The sequence below is a fragment of the Pseudomonas sp. PDM10 genome, assembly GCF_014852295.1.
Classification (GTDB): Bacteria; Pseudomonadota; Gammaproteobacteria; order Pseudomonadales; family Pseudomonadaceae; genus Aquipseudomonas.
Genome location: NZ_JACVBJ010000002.1, coordinates 401,818 through 418,078, shown reverse-complemented (window position 1 = coordinate 418,078; position 16,261 = coordinate 401,818). Strand labels below are relative to the sequence as shown.

At 59.3% G+C, this 16,261-nt stretch carries 15 protein-coding genes and 1 pseudogene; 4 read left to right on the top strand and 12 right to left on the bottom strand.

Features of this window, described 5'->3' with window-relative positions; genetic code table 11:
- Positions 1–204: 204 nt before the first annotated feature.
- The 3 genes from IB252_RS08455 to IB252_RS08445 all read right to left on the bottom strand — a co-directional run bounded on the left by IB252_RS08455 (position 205) and on the right by IB252_RS08445 (position 2,275).
- Positions 205–420 carry a hypothetical protein gene (locus IB252_RS08455; protein WP_008154187.1) on the bottom strand — a complete coding sequence of 72 codons (216 nt, stop codon included), beginning with the start codon at positions 418–420 and terminating at the stop codon, positions 205–207.
- 242 nt (positions 421–662) lie between these two features.
- On the bottom strand, positions 663–1,700 hold the full coding sequence (locus tag IB252_RS08450) for a polysaccharide deacetylase family protein (protein WP_192408140.1): 1,038 nt from the start codon (positions 1,698–1,700) through the stop codon (positions 663–665).
- 14 nt (positions 1,701–1,714) lie between these two features.
- Positions 1,715–2,275, bottom strand: a complete 561-nt coding sequence (locus tag IB252_RS08445) for an ester cyclase (RefSeq protein WP_192408138.1) — start codon at positions 2,273–2,275, stop codon at positions 1,715–1,717.
- 306 nt (positions 2,276–2,581) lie between these two features.
- On the opposite strand from IB252_RS08445, the gene IB252_RS08440 reads away from it, so the two are divergent.
- Together IB252_RS08440 and IB252_RS08435 are read left to right on the top strand one after the other, a co-directional pair.
- Positions 2,582–3,505, top strand: a complete 924-nt coding sequence (locus tag IB252_RS08440; protein WP_111449649.1) for a LysR family transcriptional regulator — start codon at positions 2,582–2,584, stop codon at positions 3,503–3,505.
- Positions 3,506–3,855: 350 nt separating this feature from the next.
- Entirely contained in the window at positions 3,856–4,044 is a 189-nt protein-coding gene (locus tag IB252_RS08435; RefSeq protein ID WP_192408136.1) for a hypothetical protein, read from the top strand.
- A gap of 679 nt (positions 4,045–4,723) precedes the next feature.
- Here the strand turns inward: IB252_RS08435 and IB252_RS08430 are convergent.
- From IB252_RS08430 to IB252_RS08410, 5 genes are all read right to left on the bottom strand, one after another.
- Entirely contained in the window at positions 4,724–5,788 is a 1,065-nt protein-coding gene (locus IB252_RS08430) for a 2,3-butanediol dehydrogenase (RefSeq protein ID WP_225607383.1), read from the bottom strand.
- Positions 5,789–5,879: 91 nt separating this feature from the next.
- Positions 5,880–6,992, bottom strand: a complete 1,113-nt coding sequence (locus tag IB252_RS08425) for an acetoin dehydrogenase dihydrolipoyllysine-residue acetyltransferase subunit (protein ID WP_192408134.1) — start codon at positions 6,990–6,992, stop codon at positions 5,880–5,882.
- Positions 6,989–8,008, bottom strand: coding sequence for an alpha-ketoacid dehydrogenase subunit beta (locus IB252_RS08420; protein ID WP_054597393.1), 1,020 nt, complete (start codon positions 8,006–8,008; stop codon positions 6,989–6,991). Before IB252_RS08420 ends, IB252_RS08425 begins: the two co-directional genes overlap by 4 nt.
- Before the next feature lie 34 nt (positions 8,009–8,042).
- Positions 8,043–9,020 carry a thiamine pyrophosphate-dependent dehydrogenase E1 component subunit alpha gene (locus IB252_RS08415; RefSeq protein WP_111449729.1) on the bottom strand — a complete coding sequence of 326 codons (978 nt, stop codon included), beginning with the start codon at positions 9,018–9,020 and terminating at the stop codon, positions 8,043–8,045.
- Between the two features lie 33 nt (positions 9,021–9,053).
- Positions 9,054–10,112 (bottom strand): ATP-NAD kinase family protein, encoded by a 1,059-nt coding sequence (locus IB252_RS08410; RefSeq protein WP_192408133.1) that lies wholly within the window; start codon positions 10,110–10,112, stop codon positions 9,054–9,056.
- 342 nt (positions 10,113–10,454) lie between these two features.
- Here IB252_RS08410 and IB252_RS08405 point away from each other — a divergent pair, with 342 nt between their 5' ends.
- Positions 10,455–12,350 carry a sigma-54-dependent Fis family transcriptional regulator gene (locus IB252_RS08405; RefSeq protein ID WP_192408132.1) on the top strand — a complete coding sequence of 632 codons (1,896 nt, stop codon included), beginning with the start codon at positions 10,455–10,457 and terminating at the stop codon, positions 12,348–12,350.
- A gap of 95 nt (positions 12,351–12,445) precedes the next feature.
- Here IB252_RS08405 and IB252_RS08400 read toward each other — a convergent pair whose 3' ends face one another.
- Entirely contained in the window at positions 12,446–13,663 is a 1,218-nt protein-coding gene (locus IB252_RS08400; RefSeq protein WP_192408131.1) for an MFS transporter, read from the bottom strand.
- Positions 13,664–13,791: 128 nt separating this feature from the next.
- Between IB252_RS08400 and IB252_RS08395 the strand changes: the two genes are divergently transcribed.
- Positions 13,792–14,403 (top strand): TetR/AcrR family transcriptional regulator, encoded by a 612-nt coding sequence (locus IB252_RS08395; RefSeq protein ID WP_192408130.1) that lies wholly within the window; start codon positions 13,792–13,794, stop codon positions 14,401–14,403.
- 141 nt (positions 14,404–14,544) lie between these two features.
- Here the strand turns inward: IB252_RS08395 and IB252_RS08390 are convergent.
- The 3 genes and pseudogenes from IB252_RS08390 to hpaR form a co-directional block, all read right to left on the bottom strand.
- Positions 14,545–14,885, bottom strand: a pseudogene (locus IB252_RS08390) (hypothetical protein).
- 217 nt (positions 14,886–15,102) lie between these two features.
- Complete coding sequence (locus IB252_RS08385) at positions 15,103–15,393, bottom strand: hypothetical protein (RefSeq protein ID WP_192408128.1); 291 nt, start codon at positions 15,391–15,393, stop codon at positions 15,103–15,105.
- 398 nt (positions 15,394–15,791) lie between these two features.
- Positions 15,792–16,214, bottom strand: a complete 423-nt coding sequence (gene hpaR, locus IB252_RS08380) for a homoprotocatechuate degradation operon regulator HpaR (protein ID WP_105341072.1) — start codon at positions 16,212–16,214, stop codon at positions 15,792–15,794.
- Positions 16,215–16,261: the final 47 nt, after the last annotated feature.

The following is a 16,261-nucleotide window of genomic DNA, read 5'->3' as shown; positions in this document are numbered from 1 at the left end:
TTTCCGGGATGACGGGGTTGTCGGTTCGGGATGTGACGCAGTGTTCTACATTGATGGTCAGCGCGCAGCCAAGATAGGTCCAGGACAAAAGGTATCTTTCGTTTTACCTGCCGGCGAAGTGAATCTCGGTACCGGGCTCGCCGAGTCTGCTGAACCGATAGCCGAGCGCATCGGACCGGCTGCATTGGGCCCGCCGGCGGCCGGTCACGCTAATTTGATGGCGCCGCCCTGAATGTCGTCGCGCGCCAATCGCAAGTCATTGGCGTCCTGATTGAGGCGGTGAATCAGGTTGAGCAGCCGCTGGCGCAACAACTCGTCCTTGATCTGCTCAGTTGCGCGCATTACATCAAGCGCCGCCATCTCGTTATTGGTGGCGACTGAGTCGAGCAACTTGCGCATGCTACGTGATGGCCGATTCATCTCTTGCACCTTTATTCCATTGCCGCGAATTGTACTGCCCGAATATTACGTCCGTGTTTCAGCTCCTCAAATTCATTCGAATTCACGGACTCACAAAAATGGCCGTAGAGCGTCAGCGACTCTGGTTCATAACCATCGGTCAGTGTCAGATGACGAACCTGCATCCGACCGACATGCCACAGCTGATCGTTACACATAGCGTCAAACGAAAAGCGCCATGACGGCCGCAATTCGGGCCGTTTTTATAGTGTTTCAGCTTCGCGCAAAGTCAGCGGGCTGTTCTGGATGTAGCGTGCAATCTCGTCCTTGCGCATGAATGCGACCCCCGGCCGGCTTTTGGCGTAACGCAGAAACTCGTCCCAGACCCTCACCATCTGCGGCGAGCCGCTGATGCGGTCATGAGCGCTGACCGACATCATGCGGCGGCGTGTGCCGGCTTCTTCGTAGAGTTGATCGAAATCCAGCTTGATCTGCTCCAGGAACTGGGTCGGCGAATAGTTGCGGCCTTCGATCAGTAGGATGTCGTTGTTGCGCAGCGTATATGGCACCACGACGAAGTCCTTGCCGTTGACCTGTTCAATGAAAGGCTCATCGCGACTCAGATCATCGATGTGGTAGACGTAGCCCAACTCTTGTAGCAACGACAACGTGTTCGGACCACGCCGCAGCCAGTTGCAGTTGTAGCCTATCGGTCGCTGGCCCGTGACTTCTTCGACCATGCTGGCTGCCTGGATGAGGAACTGCTTCTCCTCCTCGCGGCTCATCGCATACTGGGAACTCCAGCGAGGACCGTGTCCGGCCGCTTCATGGCCGCGCGCAACGATCTCTCTTGCCATTTCGGGATGCCGCCGAGCGGCCTCGCCGATCATGTGCGAGGTCACCTTGACATGGTGGCGATCCCACAGATCGAGCATGCGTGGAATTCCCTCGCGATAGCCGTAGGCGAACCAGGTATTGGCTGCTGGATCCGATGGAATGTCCGGCGGAAAATCTACCTTGGGGAAAGGACTGTCCGTCCCTTTGGACGGCTGTCCACCCGCCTCAAATTGCATGGAAATGGAAATGACCAGCCGAATGCCGTCAGGCCAGAACTGACCATGGCGTGGCGTATTCACGAGCTTTGGCGTGGAGGGAGCAGCTTGCGCGGCTGCGACGGTAGGGAACACCGCACTCGCAGCAAGGACGCCCGCTGCCGCCCCGGCTCGATTGAGAAACGTCCGGCGGCTGACTTGCTCCAATGTATTCGGGCCGTCAGCAATGGGTTCATGGTCAATGTTCATCAGTGCAAATCTCCTTACTTGGCAATCAAGCCGAGCTGTTGCAGCAGGGTCAGATTGTCTTCGAGATGCCAGTTCTCAGCGATGCGACCTTCGACGACGCGATAAATATCGGTCGCGATGAAGTCGATCGGCTGCCCTTTGCCCTGGACGCTCTTGAACTGGCCGGTAAAGTGGCCGGTGAAATGCAAATGAGCGATGACTCGGTCGCCAACCACCATCATCTGCTCCACTTCACACTGGATATCGGGAATAGCCGCATGCATCGTTTTCGAGGCCGCGATCGGCCCGGCAATGCCCTGGGGGCGACCTGGCGGCAGTGTTGAATCCTTGAAGTCGGGTGCCAGGGCGGCGCGCGCGAGAGCTTCGTCGCCGGTGGTCCAGAACGTGCCATAGCGGCGTGCGGCAAGGATCTGCGCCTCGACCTGTGCCTTCGCAAGACTATGGTCGACGATCACAGTACGGGGTTGGACGAGCGAATCGGTCGCGGCGAAGACGGGGGTCAGCGCGACGGTGACCAGGGAAGTGAGTAACCAACAACTTGTGCGGGTCAGGCGCGCAACAGGCAAAAGCGACATGAGGATTCTCCAATCGATAGGTAATGAGGGATACACGGTCGAACTGCAGTTTGATAAAGGCTCGGCTGCTCAGGGGATGACTGATTGCTGATTGGGGACCAGTTCGATGACGACGCCCGATGCCATTGCGACGAACAACTGGCGTTCGCCCGCAAGCGGCCCTTCATTGAGCCCCTAGTGAATGCCGCTGAGTCGAATCCGATCGAGCAACTGCGACTGTTTGTTCATGCCGCTATTTTGCGTAGCCCTCCTCAATTTGATAATTGACGTATTATTTGAATAACTTTCAAAAAATTTCGAAATATCATGGACTACCTAGGCGACATCAGGCTGTTTGTCGAAGCAGCAAATCTCGGTGGATTGTCGGCTGCAGGTCGCAAGCTCGGGCTATCCCCCGCTGCCGCGAGTGCGCGCCTGGTTAAGCTCGAATCTGTGTTGCATACGCGCCTGTTCGAGCGCACGACACGCCACCTGCGCTTGACGGATGAAGGGCGGACGTATTTGTCCTATTGCCAGCAGGCACTCCAGGCACTCGACGATGGCAATGCCTTTCTCCAGGCTGGGAAAAGCGTCGTGGGTGGCAAGATGCGAATATCCGCTACCTCGGATTTCGGTCGCAACGTGTTAAAGAACTGGCTTGACCAGTTCAACACGCAATACCCTGAGGTGAGGTTCGCGCTGGTGCTATCGGATTCGCTGTCGAATTTGTTGCAAGACGATATTGATCTCGCCATCCGATTTGGCGTGCCGCCGGACAGTTCCTTCGTTGCCCGCCCCTTGGCACCCAATCGGCGCGTGCTATGTGCATCGCCTCGATATCTGGCAAAACACGGCGCCCCCGAACATCCACGGGATTTGGAACGTTTTGACTGCATTGTCCTTAACTCTGTCGCCGGGCCTGCAAACGACTGGCGCTTCATCCGAAATGACAAAGTCGAAAGTTATAGGGTCCCGCTTGCAAACGCTCGCGAGACGAATGATGGCGCGGTCGCTCGAGAGTGGGCGGTTCACGGTTACGGCATTGCAATGAAATCGATGTGGGATATTGGCGCAGACCTACGAGCAGGACGCTTGAAGATTCTATTGCCGCAGTGGCGGTCAGAGGACGCGCCGGTACATGCCCTATATCAACGTAACCGGTATATGGCACCTCGCGTACGCGCCCTTCTCGAATTTCTGATCGAGCGCTTTGCAGAAGAATCCAGCAACCTGGACGAATATTTGAGCTGATACTTTCGAATGCAGCTGCAAGAAGCGCGATCGCCATGGGCGCCCGAAAGCCACTGTCTGCACCACTGCTGAGTACCGCGGGCACCACATGCCGGCGGCATCTTTGAACAACAGCACGAGGACGGCAAACTTTGTTGAGACCAGTAAACGGCAACTTGAGCGGCAGTTTGTGTCGGTGAAGCCACGTCGGGCAAAGGTGCGTTATGGATTGAGGTACTGCGAACGTCGGCGGAGTAATCTTCGGGCGGAAAAAGACGCGACGTATGGAGGTCGGGGAGTTGGCTCATTCCTACCTCCATGATCGATGATCTACAAGGTCGAATAGCCGATCTGGAACGAGGGTTCATGGCATGGCGCACTCACTTCAATACCAGATAACCGAATCCGTTCGCATCGTTGAGATCGAGGTGGGGAAACTGCTCGATTTGGCAACGATGCTTAAGGACGCTGGAAATGATGTCTTGGCGACGGTGGTCTCCAATCAGGCGAATAAGCTGCTTGAGGCTGCGATAGCGCTGAGAATTGCGATGGCAGGCTGACTGCTTGTTGATAAGAAAAAGCTTGCCTCTTTGAGTCTACAGACGAGTTTTTTTTCAATGAAATCAAGGCTACATCTAGAGGAGCAATCCAGACCAAAAATGGCTAGGTAGGTAGTAGCGTCCCCGCCCGCTCGATCGAGGCCATCGCCCGCGCCAGATTTTCAGCAGCAAAGCCCACTAGCTGAAGTGGACTTTTTGCTCGCCAGATCTAAACCTCCGCGACAACACCGCCCGCTCACGCGCTAAGGCAATACCCAACTGAGGACTAACACCAATGGCGGCGTTGATCGCCAGCAGGTTGGTCTGCTCGACAACCCAATTGCAGGGCGCCCGCGCTTGCCGGTGATGTCGCTATAGAACGTTGCCAGTTGCACCTCCAGTTGTACTCAGGGCACCCGTTGCTCAAGATCAGCCAGGAGGCAATCTTGGTGAGTCAGCGCCCAGATCAAATACTGGCTTGGACTGCTGACTGATAGGGGCGCCTGAGGACAGGCGCTCGACAGAGTGGAACGTTGGGATGTGCGCTTTGGGTCCAGACTGTGTGAAAACGTTTTAAAGCAAGTTTGGCAGTCAGAATCGGAACGAAAATCGCGTTCCTAGGCATATTTCGGGTCTGCTGAACTAACCAAACGGTGTATTCGTTTTCACATAGCCTGGGTCATCGCGCGATTCAGCCGCTTCAGACTCGAGCGGGTGACACGATGATTTTGACGTTGTGCTCCTTGTTGTTGACCAGTTCCTCGAAGCCCTGACCCACGATCTGTTCCAACTGAATGCGCCCGGTCACCAGGGGTGTGATGTTCAGCCGGCCATCAGCGATAAAAGCGATCACGTCAGCGAATTCGCCGTTATAGGCCAGCGCACCCAGTACCTGTTTTTCGGTAGCCACCAACTCGAAGAAGTTGAACTCGCTGGGCTCCTCAAAGATCCCTACCAGTACGCACTTGCCGGCCTTGCGGATCAGATCGATCGCGAGCTTGGCCGTGTGTTTGTTGCCGATGCATTCGAAGCTGACATCCGCCCCGAGCCCGCCCGTCAGGCGCCGCACCTCAGCCAAGGCATCGCACTCATTGGGATCGAGCACGTGGTTCGCCCCCACTTCCAGGGCCTTGGCCTTGCGTGCTGCGGACATTTCCAGAGCGATCACCTGAGCCGCACCGGCAGCCTTGGCGCACATGATGGTGCATAAGCCAATGGTGCCCGCACCGACCACCACCACGTTCTGCCCGAGCAGGCTCCCGGCTTTTTTCACCGCGTGCATGCCCACCGCCAGCGGCTCGATCAGTGCCCCCGCTTCAGCAGGGAAGTTCGCCGGCAACTTGTACAGCAGGTTGGCCGGCACGTTGACCAGTTCGGCGAAGGCACCATTATTCATCAGCCCGGTGAAGGCCAGGTTCTCACAGATGTTGTACAGCCCATGGGTGCAGTAATAGCAGGTGCCGCAATGTTGGCAGGCATCGGCCGCCACCGGTTCGCCGACGCTGAAACCCTGGACACCGGCACCGAGTTCGACGATCTCACCGCAAAACTCATGACCGAGAATGCACTGGCCCTTGATCCCGGTCAGCGGGTGCGGCGCGTCGACCGGTATGAACACCGGCCCGGCCACGTACTCATGCAAATCGGACCCACAAATTCCGCACCATTGCACACGGATTTGCACCCAGCCGGCAGGCGGTGCTATGGGCAACGGAACATCTTCGACGCGGATATCATTGCGGCCATGCCAGACCGCGGCGCGCATGCTTCGTACCGGATTGATTGAAAGGCTCATAGCGAAATCTCCTTGAAATCGTTGGTCCTGGCACCCCGTGAGAGGCTGCCAGGAGAAGGCGTCAGTGCTGTTGCACAAAGTCCAGGATCAATCGGTTGACCTGCTCGGCCGCTTCCATCTGCACCATGTGCGCCTGACCTGGCAGGACCTCGACCTGGGCCTTCAGCCCAGCGCTGTGGTTCACCGGAATAATTGCGTCGTCACTGCCCCAGATCAGCAACACTGGCAGCTGACCTTCCTGCACCACGTGGCGCAGATCCAGTTGTTGCCGGCCCTCGGTAAACAGGCCCGAAACCAGCATCCTCAATGCCGCGTCCACCCCTTCCAGGCGCTTGTACTTGAGCATGTCTTCGAGCATCTGCCGGTTGACCAGCTCGGGGTTGGAGAACAGTTGCACCAACTGTGGCTTGAGGGCATTGCGGTTGGCAGCCTCGACAAAGCCTTGCAGGTAATCGCCGTTGATGTCCTCGCCCAGACCGGCGCTGCCGATCAAGGTCAGGGAACGTACCCGCTGCGGAGCCAAACGCGCAGTGTTCAGCGACACCGCGCCGCCCATGGAGTGACCCACCAGATGCGCTGCGGGAATGTCCAGGTGATCGAGTAATGCCAGCACCACTGCGCTCAGCTCATCCAGGTCTCCGCGCGCCAGTTGTTTGGTCGACTCGCCATGGCCCGGCAGGTCCAGCGCAATCACCCGGTGGCCGGCGGCTAATGCTTCGTGATTGAACATCCAGTTGTTCAGGTCACCGCCAAAGCCATGTACCAGCACCAACGGCACCCCACCTTCGCCGCGCTCGAAGTAACGGATCAACCGTCCGTCCAGCTCGACCTTTTGCGGTTTCGGCCCGCGGTCTTCCTCGGCATCGTCACCGGGCACGAACGCGGCTTGAAACTGCTCGACCACCGCATCGATTTCCGCCTCGCTGGCTTCGCCGTCGACCACGATGCCGAGCAACGCACCCACCGCCAGGGTTTCATCCTGGCGGGCGATCTGCCGACGAAGCACCCCGGAAAACGGCGCCTCGACACTGCTGGAAATTTTGTCGGTTTCGACATCCAGCACTTCGTCGCCCTTGGCGATAGCCTGGCCCTCCTCCTTGAGCCAGACATCGACCCGTCCCTCGGTCATGGACAGGCCCCACTTGGGCATAGTCAGGGTATGGATCTGGCTCATGAACGCTTGCTCCACTCAATAAGCTTGAGCACGGCGCTTTCGATCTTCGCCGCGTCGGGAATGTAGAGGTCCTCCAGGGCATCAGAGAACGGCACCGGCGTGTGCGGCGCAGTCACCATCTCGATCGGCGCCTTGAGCGAGGCGAAAGCTTTTTGCGCCACCAGGGCCGAGATGTCAGTGGCCATGGAACAGCGCGGGTTGGCTTCATCGATCACCACCAGGCGCCCGGTCTTTTCCACGCTTTCGAGAATGCTGTCTTCGTCCAATGGGCTGGTGGTGCGCAGGTCGATCACCTCGCAGTCGATGCCGCGTGCGGCCAGATTGCGGGCGGCGTCCATCGCAGTGTTGACGGTGCGGCCATAGGAGACCAGCGTCACGTCCTTGCCATCACGCAGGAAGTTGGCTTCGCCGAAGGGGATGGTATAGAGCTCTTCCGGTACTTCACCCTGCATGCTGTAGAGCATTTTGTGTTCACAGAAGATCACCGGGTCATTGTCGCGGATGGCCTGGATCAGCAGACCTTTGGCGTCATAAGGCGACGACGGGCAAACCACTTTCAGCCCCGGAATGTGGGTCCACAAGGAGGTCAGCATCTGCGAGTGCTGGGCGGCGGCCCGCAACCCGGCGCCGACCATCGTGCGGATCACCAGTGGCGTGGAGGCCTTGCCACCGAACATGTAGCGAAACTTGGCCGCCTGATTGAGGATCTGGTCCAGGCAGCAACCGGCGAAGTCGACGAACATCAATTCACACACCGGGCGTACGCCACAGGTCGCGGCGCCCACTGCGGCACCGACATAGCCCAACTCCGACAATGGCGTGTCCAGCACTCGCCCAGGGAATTGGTGATAGAGGCCCTTGGTCACGCCCAGCACTCCGCCCCAGGCGTCGTTTTCACCGGGGGCACCGGCACCGCCGGCGACGTCTTCACCCATGATGAACACGCTGGGGTCGCGGCGCATTTCCTGGGCCAGCGCTTCGTTGATTGCCTGCTGATAACTGATTTTTCTCGCCATGATGAAGGTCTCGATTCTTGTTATAGGGGCGTGTTCAGGGATAGGAAACGTAGACGTCAGAGAGCAGATCGGCCGCGCTCGGTTTGGGGTCGGACTTGGCCTTACGCACAGCGCTCTCGATCAGCAGGTCGACCTCGCTGTCGATCTGGTCCAACTGGCTGGCCTGCAGCCGCCCGGCGCGAAGGGTGCGTTCGCGAAACTGCATCAAGCAGTCGTTGTGCTCGCGGAAATGCTTGACCTCGTCCGGCGCCCGATAGGTCTGGGCGTCGCCCTCAAAGTGACCGTAATAGCGAGTCAGCTTGACCTCGATCAGGGACGGGCCCTCCCCGGCCCGGGCTCGCTCCACGGCGGCACCGGCGGCTTCGTGAACGGCGAAGAAGTCGAAGCCGTCCACCGTGACCCCGGGCATGCCGAAACCGGCAGCGCGGTCGGCGATGTGATCGCAGGCCACCGACCAGTTGGAGGCCGTGGCTTCGGCGTAACCGTTGTTCTCGGCAATGAACAGGCACGGCAGATTCCACACTGAGGCCATGTTCATCGCTTCGAACACCGCCCCTTCGTTGGAGCCGCCGTCACCGAAAAACACCACCGCAACGCTGTCAGTCCCCTTGAGTTTGGCGGCCAGGGCCGCGCCTACGATCAGCGGCGCACCGGCCCCCACTATGCCGTTGGCACCGAGCATGCCCTTCTCGAAATCGGCGATGTGCATGGAGCCACCCTTGCCTTGGCAGACCCCGGTTTTCTTGCCGTAAATCTCGGCCATCATCCCGTACACATCGACGCCTTTGGCGATGCAGTGGCCGTGACCACGGTGGTTGGAGGCAATGCAATCGTCATCACCCAAGTGGGCCATGACCCCGGCGGCTGAAGCTTCTTCGCCGGCATACAGATGGACGAAACCGGGAATCTCGCCGGTGGCGAATTCCACGTGCAGGCGCTCTTCAAAAACGCGGATGGTGCGCATCACCTGATAGGCATGCAGCAATTGATCAGCGGTCAGCTGTGTCGACATTTTTATTCTCCAGGGTGTCTTGAGGCTCAAGTTTCAAGGTGCAAGGTTCAAAGGGTGTTGCGGGTGTTCACGGCCGATGGCCAGAAGTCGCTGTTGCGCGGCATAGGCCAAGGCCGCATTGACGTCGATGCTCAGCGGACCGCCGGCATCGAGGGTGACCGTGGGGCGGTCATTGGCGTTGAATTCGATCTCGCGCTCGCCATCCAGAGCCAGGGTGCCGCTGGCCAGGCACAAACCATGAGCGACGCCGGGTTCAAGGCTTGCGGCAGCGAGTACGCCGCAGCCTTGCAGCAGGCCGGGAGCCAGAGGCACCAGCAGCGCGTCTGGAGATTGCGCATCGAGGCGCATCCAGGCCCCGCCCGGAGCCTGACGTGACACGGGAAACCACAAGCCACAAAGGGCCGAGATGCCAATGGACTGCGGTTCAGCGAAAGTCACAAACACCTCGGCCAGATCGGCTCCGCGACTGATGGCCCGTGCGCCGACGAAGGGCAGCGAGGACACCGCCACGTCCACCAGGGCCATCTCGCACAGGCCACGACTCGGCTCGCGCACCAGCAAGCGTTTGTTGCGGCGCAAGGCGATCTCGGGCGGGATCCGCCCACTGACAAACAGCCCGCCGGCCAACCCGGCGCTGGTGGCTTCACGCAGTTCCGGGAAGGCGTTGTTGGTGCCGGTGGACAGGGTCAGCAGCGGAATGTCGCCGACTTCGGCGGCCACCGCCTTGTGAGTACCGTCGCCGCCCAGCACCGCGATCAGGGCAACGCCGCGTTCGGCCATCCAGCGTGCCGCGTGACGGGTGTCCTCGACACTTTGGCGCAGGGTCAGGTCGAGGAACTCAAGGGCCGGCCAGTGACTGCTGCGAGCCTGGCGACCGTGGCTGTTTTTCAGCACGGCGGCGGCGATGCCGGTCATGTCGGTGGGCATCAGCACCTGTTCGACGCCCGTGGCGCCAAAGGCTGCCAGCAAGCGCTGGATCACCGAGACTTTGTCGGTGCTGGAAAACAGCCCGGCGTTGGCGGTCAGGCGCCGTACGTCCCGACCGGATGCTGGGTTGGCGATAATGCCGACGGTCAGCGGCACACGACTCATGACGCCACCGTGGGCAGAACAGGGAAAGGGGCTGGGCAGGACATCGGGCACCTCTTTTTATTTTTGGGTTGCCAGTCGGGCTGGTTGCCAGAGCTGGAGCAAAGCCGATGCCAGATCCGCAAAAATACCTGCACAAGCCCGTCGTAGAGCGGTCCGTCGAGAGCCAAAGGGCGGTCGAATCAAGCCCGAATGAGACGCGTCATGTCAGGCTGCACGAGGTGGCGGCGAGACCGTGAGACGTTACGTCTCACCGCCAACCCTGGGAGACCCGGCCCTTGTCTGCGACCAATGAACGGCGCTTAATAGCCACACAACTAAAAGAAGATGGAACCGGAGGCCTTAATGCTTTCCGCACACTCGAAGGCGCATGTGGATTGCGTCAGCCGTGTTTTGAAAAATGCCGAACACCTGCCGCAGTTGCCTGTGCCGGGCTTGATACTCGACTCCTGGCGCCGCTCCATGGAGCAACACCATCTGGACCCTGGCTCATTGCAAGGGCCACGGATCCTTTCGCAGAACGTGTTGCAGGAGTGCCGCGAGCGCTCCGAGTTGTTCCTGCGCATTGCCAGCGAAGAAGTCGCCCGCCTCCACGGTCGCGTGCGTGACGCTAACTACTGCGTGCTGCTCACCGATGCTCAGGGTCAGACCATCGACTATCGCGTGGAAACCTCCATCCGCAATGACTGCCGTAAAGCCGGTCTGTACTTGGGCACCTGCTGGTCAGAAGGCGAAGAAGGCACCTGTGGCGTGGCTGCGGTGCTGACAGCGAGAACACCGATCACGGTGCACAAACGCGATCACTTTCGCGCCGCGTTCATCGGCCTTACCTGCTCGGCCGCGCCGGTCTTCGACCCGCGCGGCGAATTGCTCGGAGTGCTCGACGTGTCCGCGGTGAGTTCCCCGGACGACCGCCGCTCCCAACATTTAATCCGGCAGATGGTGGTGCAGAGCGCACGGGAAATCGAACAGGCGTTTTTCATGAACAGTGCCCAGGGTTACTGGGTGCTGCGCGCCCACAACAGCCCGGGCTATGTCGACAGCCAACCCGATTACTTGCTCGCCTGGGATGATGACGGCCGTTTGCAGGCACTGAACCCGGCGGCGCGGCAATTGCTGCTGCAAAGCTTTGGCCAACTGCCGGAACACATCGGCCAGGTGTTCGATAAGCAGTTGTTGCATCGGGCCAGCGACGAATCGCTCTGCGTGCTTCACGGCCAAGGTGGCCACCCTGCGCTGCACGGACGCCTCCGCGGGCCACGTCGGGTGAAACGCAACCCATCGCGCCCGGTATTGACACCCGCCGAGCTCGATCCGCGACTGGAAGAAAGCCTGCGCCTTGCAGTGCGGGTCAAAGACCGCAACCTGCCGGTGCTGATCCAGGGCGAGACCGGCTCCGGCAAGGAAGTCTTCGCCCGTCAGTTGCACCAGGCCAGCCAGCGCCGTGAGCGTCCGTTCGTTGCAGTGAACTGCGCGGCGATCCCGGAGAACCTGATCGAAAGCGAATTATTTGGCTATGTCGCCGGTGCCTTCACAGGCGCCTCGAGCAAGGGCATGCAAGGTCTACTGGAGCAAGCCGACGGCGGCACGCTGTTTCTCGATGAAATCGGCGACATGCCCCTGCCCTTGCAAACCCGCCTGCTGCGGGTTCTGGCCGAAGGTGAAGTGGCGCCACTGGGCGCTTCACGGCGCAAAGCGATCGACCTTCAGGTCATCTGCGCAAGTCACCGCGATCTGGAAACACTGGTCGCCGCGGGCGAATTTCGCGAAGACCTGTACTTTCGTTTGAGCGGAGCACGCTTCCAGTTGCCGCCGCTGCGCGAACGCAGTGACCGCCTGGCGCTGATCAACCGGATTCTCGATGAGGAATCGACGCTTTGCGCAGAATCCATGCAACTGGGAGGCGCGGCGCTGGAATGCCTGCTTGGCTACCGCTGGCCAGGTAACGTTCGCCAGTTACGGCACGTGCTGCGTTATGCCTGCGCGGTGTGTGATACAAACCTGATTCAGGTCAGCCATTTTCCCGAACAACTGCAAGGCCACAGGCTTAGTGGCCCAAGTTCCGGCGACACCAATGATTGCTACACGAGCCCCGAACGCCAAGCACTGCTCGATGCCTTGGTGCGTCATCGCTGGAAACCCACCGCCGCCGCCAAGGCTTTGGGCATTTCCCGGGCAACCCTGTATCGGCGGGTACATCAGCACGGTATAGAGATGCCGGGTAGAAGCCAGGTTGAATGAGCCTGAAAGCCAGCAGAAAGAACGATTTAACTAACGTTTCTTGTGCTTTCTTCTGGCGATTTCCAAAGCCTCTCTTTCCTACCCTTCATTGTGATTCAGTGCCCCGCAACAACAGGCCTTCCAGCCGCACGCGCGCCCGATTTGAAGCCATGAACCCGAGCCCCCCAGACAATCACAAATCCCACCCCGACCAACACCACCATTGCCCATGGAAAAGAGGCTGCGCCCCACCTGTCCAACAACACTCCGCCCACGACACCACTCGCGGCAATCGCACTATTCCAAGCCACCACATTCAGCGACAACGCCACATCTGCCCCATCCCCCGCGGCATCCGCCAGCGCCGTTTGCAGCAACGTCGCCGCTCCGCCGAAGCTCACCCCCCAAACCGCTGCGCCGACATAGATTATCTCCGGCACGCGGCCCAAAAGGCCAAACATTACACACACCGCCGCAAACGCTGCCAAGCTCACCAACACCGTTTTGCGCAACGATACCTCAACCCTTTTGGCAGTCAGCCAAATCCCCACCAACGCCGCAATGCCAAACACCAACAACACCACATCCACCCGATCCGCCAACCCCGCTGGTGCCACGAAGGGTGCGATGTAGGTGTAGAGAATGTTGTGCGCCAGCATCCAGCTGATGACCACTGCCAGCACGGGTCGCACGCCTGGCGTGGTCATCACGGTACGTAATGACATGCGCTGGCTGGCGGCTTGAGGTGGGTAGTCCGGTACTTTCACCAGTACCCAGGCGATCAGCACCAGTGTGAGGACGGACATGATGCCGAAAGTGGTGCGCCAACCCACGAGACCGCCCAGCCAAGTGCCGAGTGGTACACCCAGTGAAAGGGCAATCGGTGTGCCGACCATGGCCAGCGCTAGCGCCTTGCCTTGTTGATGGGGCGCGACCATACGCCTGGCGTAGCCGGCCAGCAGGCTCCAGGCCAGGCCAGCCGCGACGCCGGCAAAAAAGCGCGCCACCAGGGTCACGCCGTAGTGCGATGACAACGCGGTGATGGAGTTGAACAGCAAGAAACCGACGATAGTCAGCAACAGCACATTACGGCGGCGCCAGCCGCGGGTGGCGATGGTCATGGGGATGACCGCCAGCACCGAGCCCAGCGCATAAGCGGTGACCATCTGGCCAGCCATGGAAGGGGAAATTGCCAGGCCTTCGCTGATCAGCGGCAACAGGCCGGCGGGCAATGTTTCGGTGACAATGCAGATGAAGCCGGTCATGGCCAGCGCGAGCAACGCGCCGATGGGTAGGCGGTCGGGCGCTGCCGATAAGGTAATTGAGGGTGTCACGGGAGATTCCTTGAGTGAGGATTCAGACTTAAATACTGATCGATACAAATGTTGAAGGATGCCCGTGTTCGTTGTCAATGACTTATGTATCGACTAGTATTTATCTCGTCATCCAGAGGAGCCTTGAAATGGCGCAAATGGGCCGCCCCCGTACCTTCGACCGCGACCACGCTGTGGAACAGGCCATGCACTTGTTTTGGCAACACGGCTACGACGCGACCTCGCTCGCAAAGTTGAAAGCCGGACTGGGCAGAGGGATTTCCGCACCAAGTTTTTACGCAGCGTTCGGTTCCAAGGAAGCGTTGTTTGATGAGTGTGTGCAGCGTTACCTGGCGACCTTCGCTCAGGTCACCGAATGTCTGTGGGACGAGAGCCTGCCGCCACGCCAGGCCATCGAGACTGCACTACGCCAGTCGGCGCGCATGCAGTGTGAGGACAGTCATCCCAAGGGCTGCATGGTGACCCTCGGTGTGATGAGCGCACCCAGCCCGGAGAATGCTCGGGTGGTCGATGCCCTGACCCAATCTCGCGCCCGGACGCGCGCGGGGATTTTGGCTTGTGTCGAGCGGGGAGTCAGTGCCGGTCAGTTGCCGGGCAATACTCACGCGCCCGCGATGGCTGCGGTGTTCGACAGTTTCTTGCAGGGCATTTCCATCCTCGCTCGTGATAACACGCCGCATGAGGTCATTGATGCGGCCATTACCCAGATAATGTTGACGTGGGACATTGCAGCCTCCTGATAGAAGCCAGCAGGTGTACACCTTAATCAGGATGAGGCAGCAGACGAAAAAAAGCCCCGCCACCGAATCCGGTGCGGGGCAAAAGACTGGTTGGTTGCTGCCAACCAAAGGAGCACGGTGAGAAGCGTTTACGGGCAAGGATCAGATGCAATCCTGCGCGGCGCGTTCAAAACTTGAAGGCAGGAAGTTCGAAGCCAGCAAATGTCGTTCGTAGATGAACACCTTGCCGCCGTTCCCGGCCTTATAGGCTTCCAGCACGTTATCCGCCGAGACTTTGCTCGACACGATGATCCGGTAGCTGCGCTGGGTCTGCGAGACAGTCGGGTTCAACGCACTGCCCTGCAATTTCGGTACGACGCAGTCGGCGTATTGGGCCGGGGGCTTGCTGGTCTGCAAGGTCAGGGTCGGATCGTTCGGCGTAGAGGCACTACCGGCGAGCAGCAAAAAGGCAAACACCATGGTGGTACGAACAAAGGGCGCATCGGTCTCATAGCCGTCTTGCCCGATTTCCGAGACAGGGTGGCCGAGTACTTGACCCAATACGAAACCGTACTGTTGTGCGAAAAAGCGCCCGACCCGGCGCGCCCTCTTTGGACTCGACATCCAGGTGATGAATCGGTAATCGCATGTGCAGCAGCATTCTTATCACCGCGGCAGCGAACAGGCAGGCAAAAACGATGGCGCCGATAATGACGGAGCTCAATGCGTGACCTTCCTCGTCATTGCACGTATCAAAAGTACCGTCATCACTGCGTGCAAGATGACCACTGGCCACAAGAGAACCCCTCTCGCGTCGCCGCAGAAGCCAACGTAGGTGAGATACAGCGCAACGGCTGCGTTATAGATCAACATGCCGAGCATGGGTGGGCCGGGCCAGCAGGCGACCGCCAAGGCGATGAGAGCGATGCCGGCCACGCGGACGATGACACCGGTCAGTTCGATGCCAAGCAGCAGATGCCCGACCAGAGAGGGGACAAACAGCAGCCCCACGCTATCGCATTGGCAGCCACGACCGTGCTTTCAGGAGGAACTCGGCAAAGGCGAAAGAAAGACTTTTCTTTGGACGAAAAAAAATGGACCTCTTTTCAGAGATCCATTTTTTAATGCTTGGAGCGGGAAACGAGACTCTCATCTAGCGTCCGACCCATTGAAATCTAAAGGTTTTGTAATATCCCCTCAGTGGGAACGGACTCATTTTTGGACTTGTTCGGAGGGCATGTCAAGAACAGGAAGAACATCACTCCAAACCGTACTATCGAGTGCTTTCTACATCCAGCCGCAGAAGCAACCATCAGGCTGACGGCATCAACTCCCGCGTAAGCCGCGTCGCCAGCCGCGAAATCATCAGCGTCCAGTGAGGTCGGCCAGCCGGTCAAACATTGTGTCGGTCAGGGCTTGATGTTCTTCAGCTTACTGAGCAGTTCCAGCAACTGTTGAAGCTGCTCCTCACCGAACTGCTCCTGAATCTTCAGGTAATTGCTTTCCATCCCCGCACTCATGTCGACAAAACACTGCTGCCCCTGCTCGGTGAGAGCGACAAACACCCGGCGCTGATCTTCCGACGACTTCCTGCGACGGACGATACCGTCGCGCTCCAGTCGGGACAGAACACCGGTCATGCTCGGCTTGAGGATGCACGCCAGATGAGCCAGCTGATGGCTTTCCAGTTCGCCGTGCTGGCGCAGGATACGAATCACCCGCCACTGCTGCTCAGTCAGATCATGTTCATTGAGCAACGGCCGGAAAAATGCCATGGCCGCTTCGCGGGCCTGCAACAAGGTGAGCGTAAGGGACGGTCTGGGGGTCGGCATGGTTCACGCGGAAAAAGAGGTCGAAGCCTCAAAGCTTAGAGTCGGCA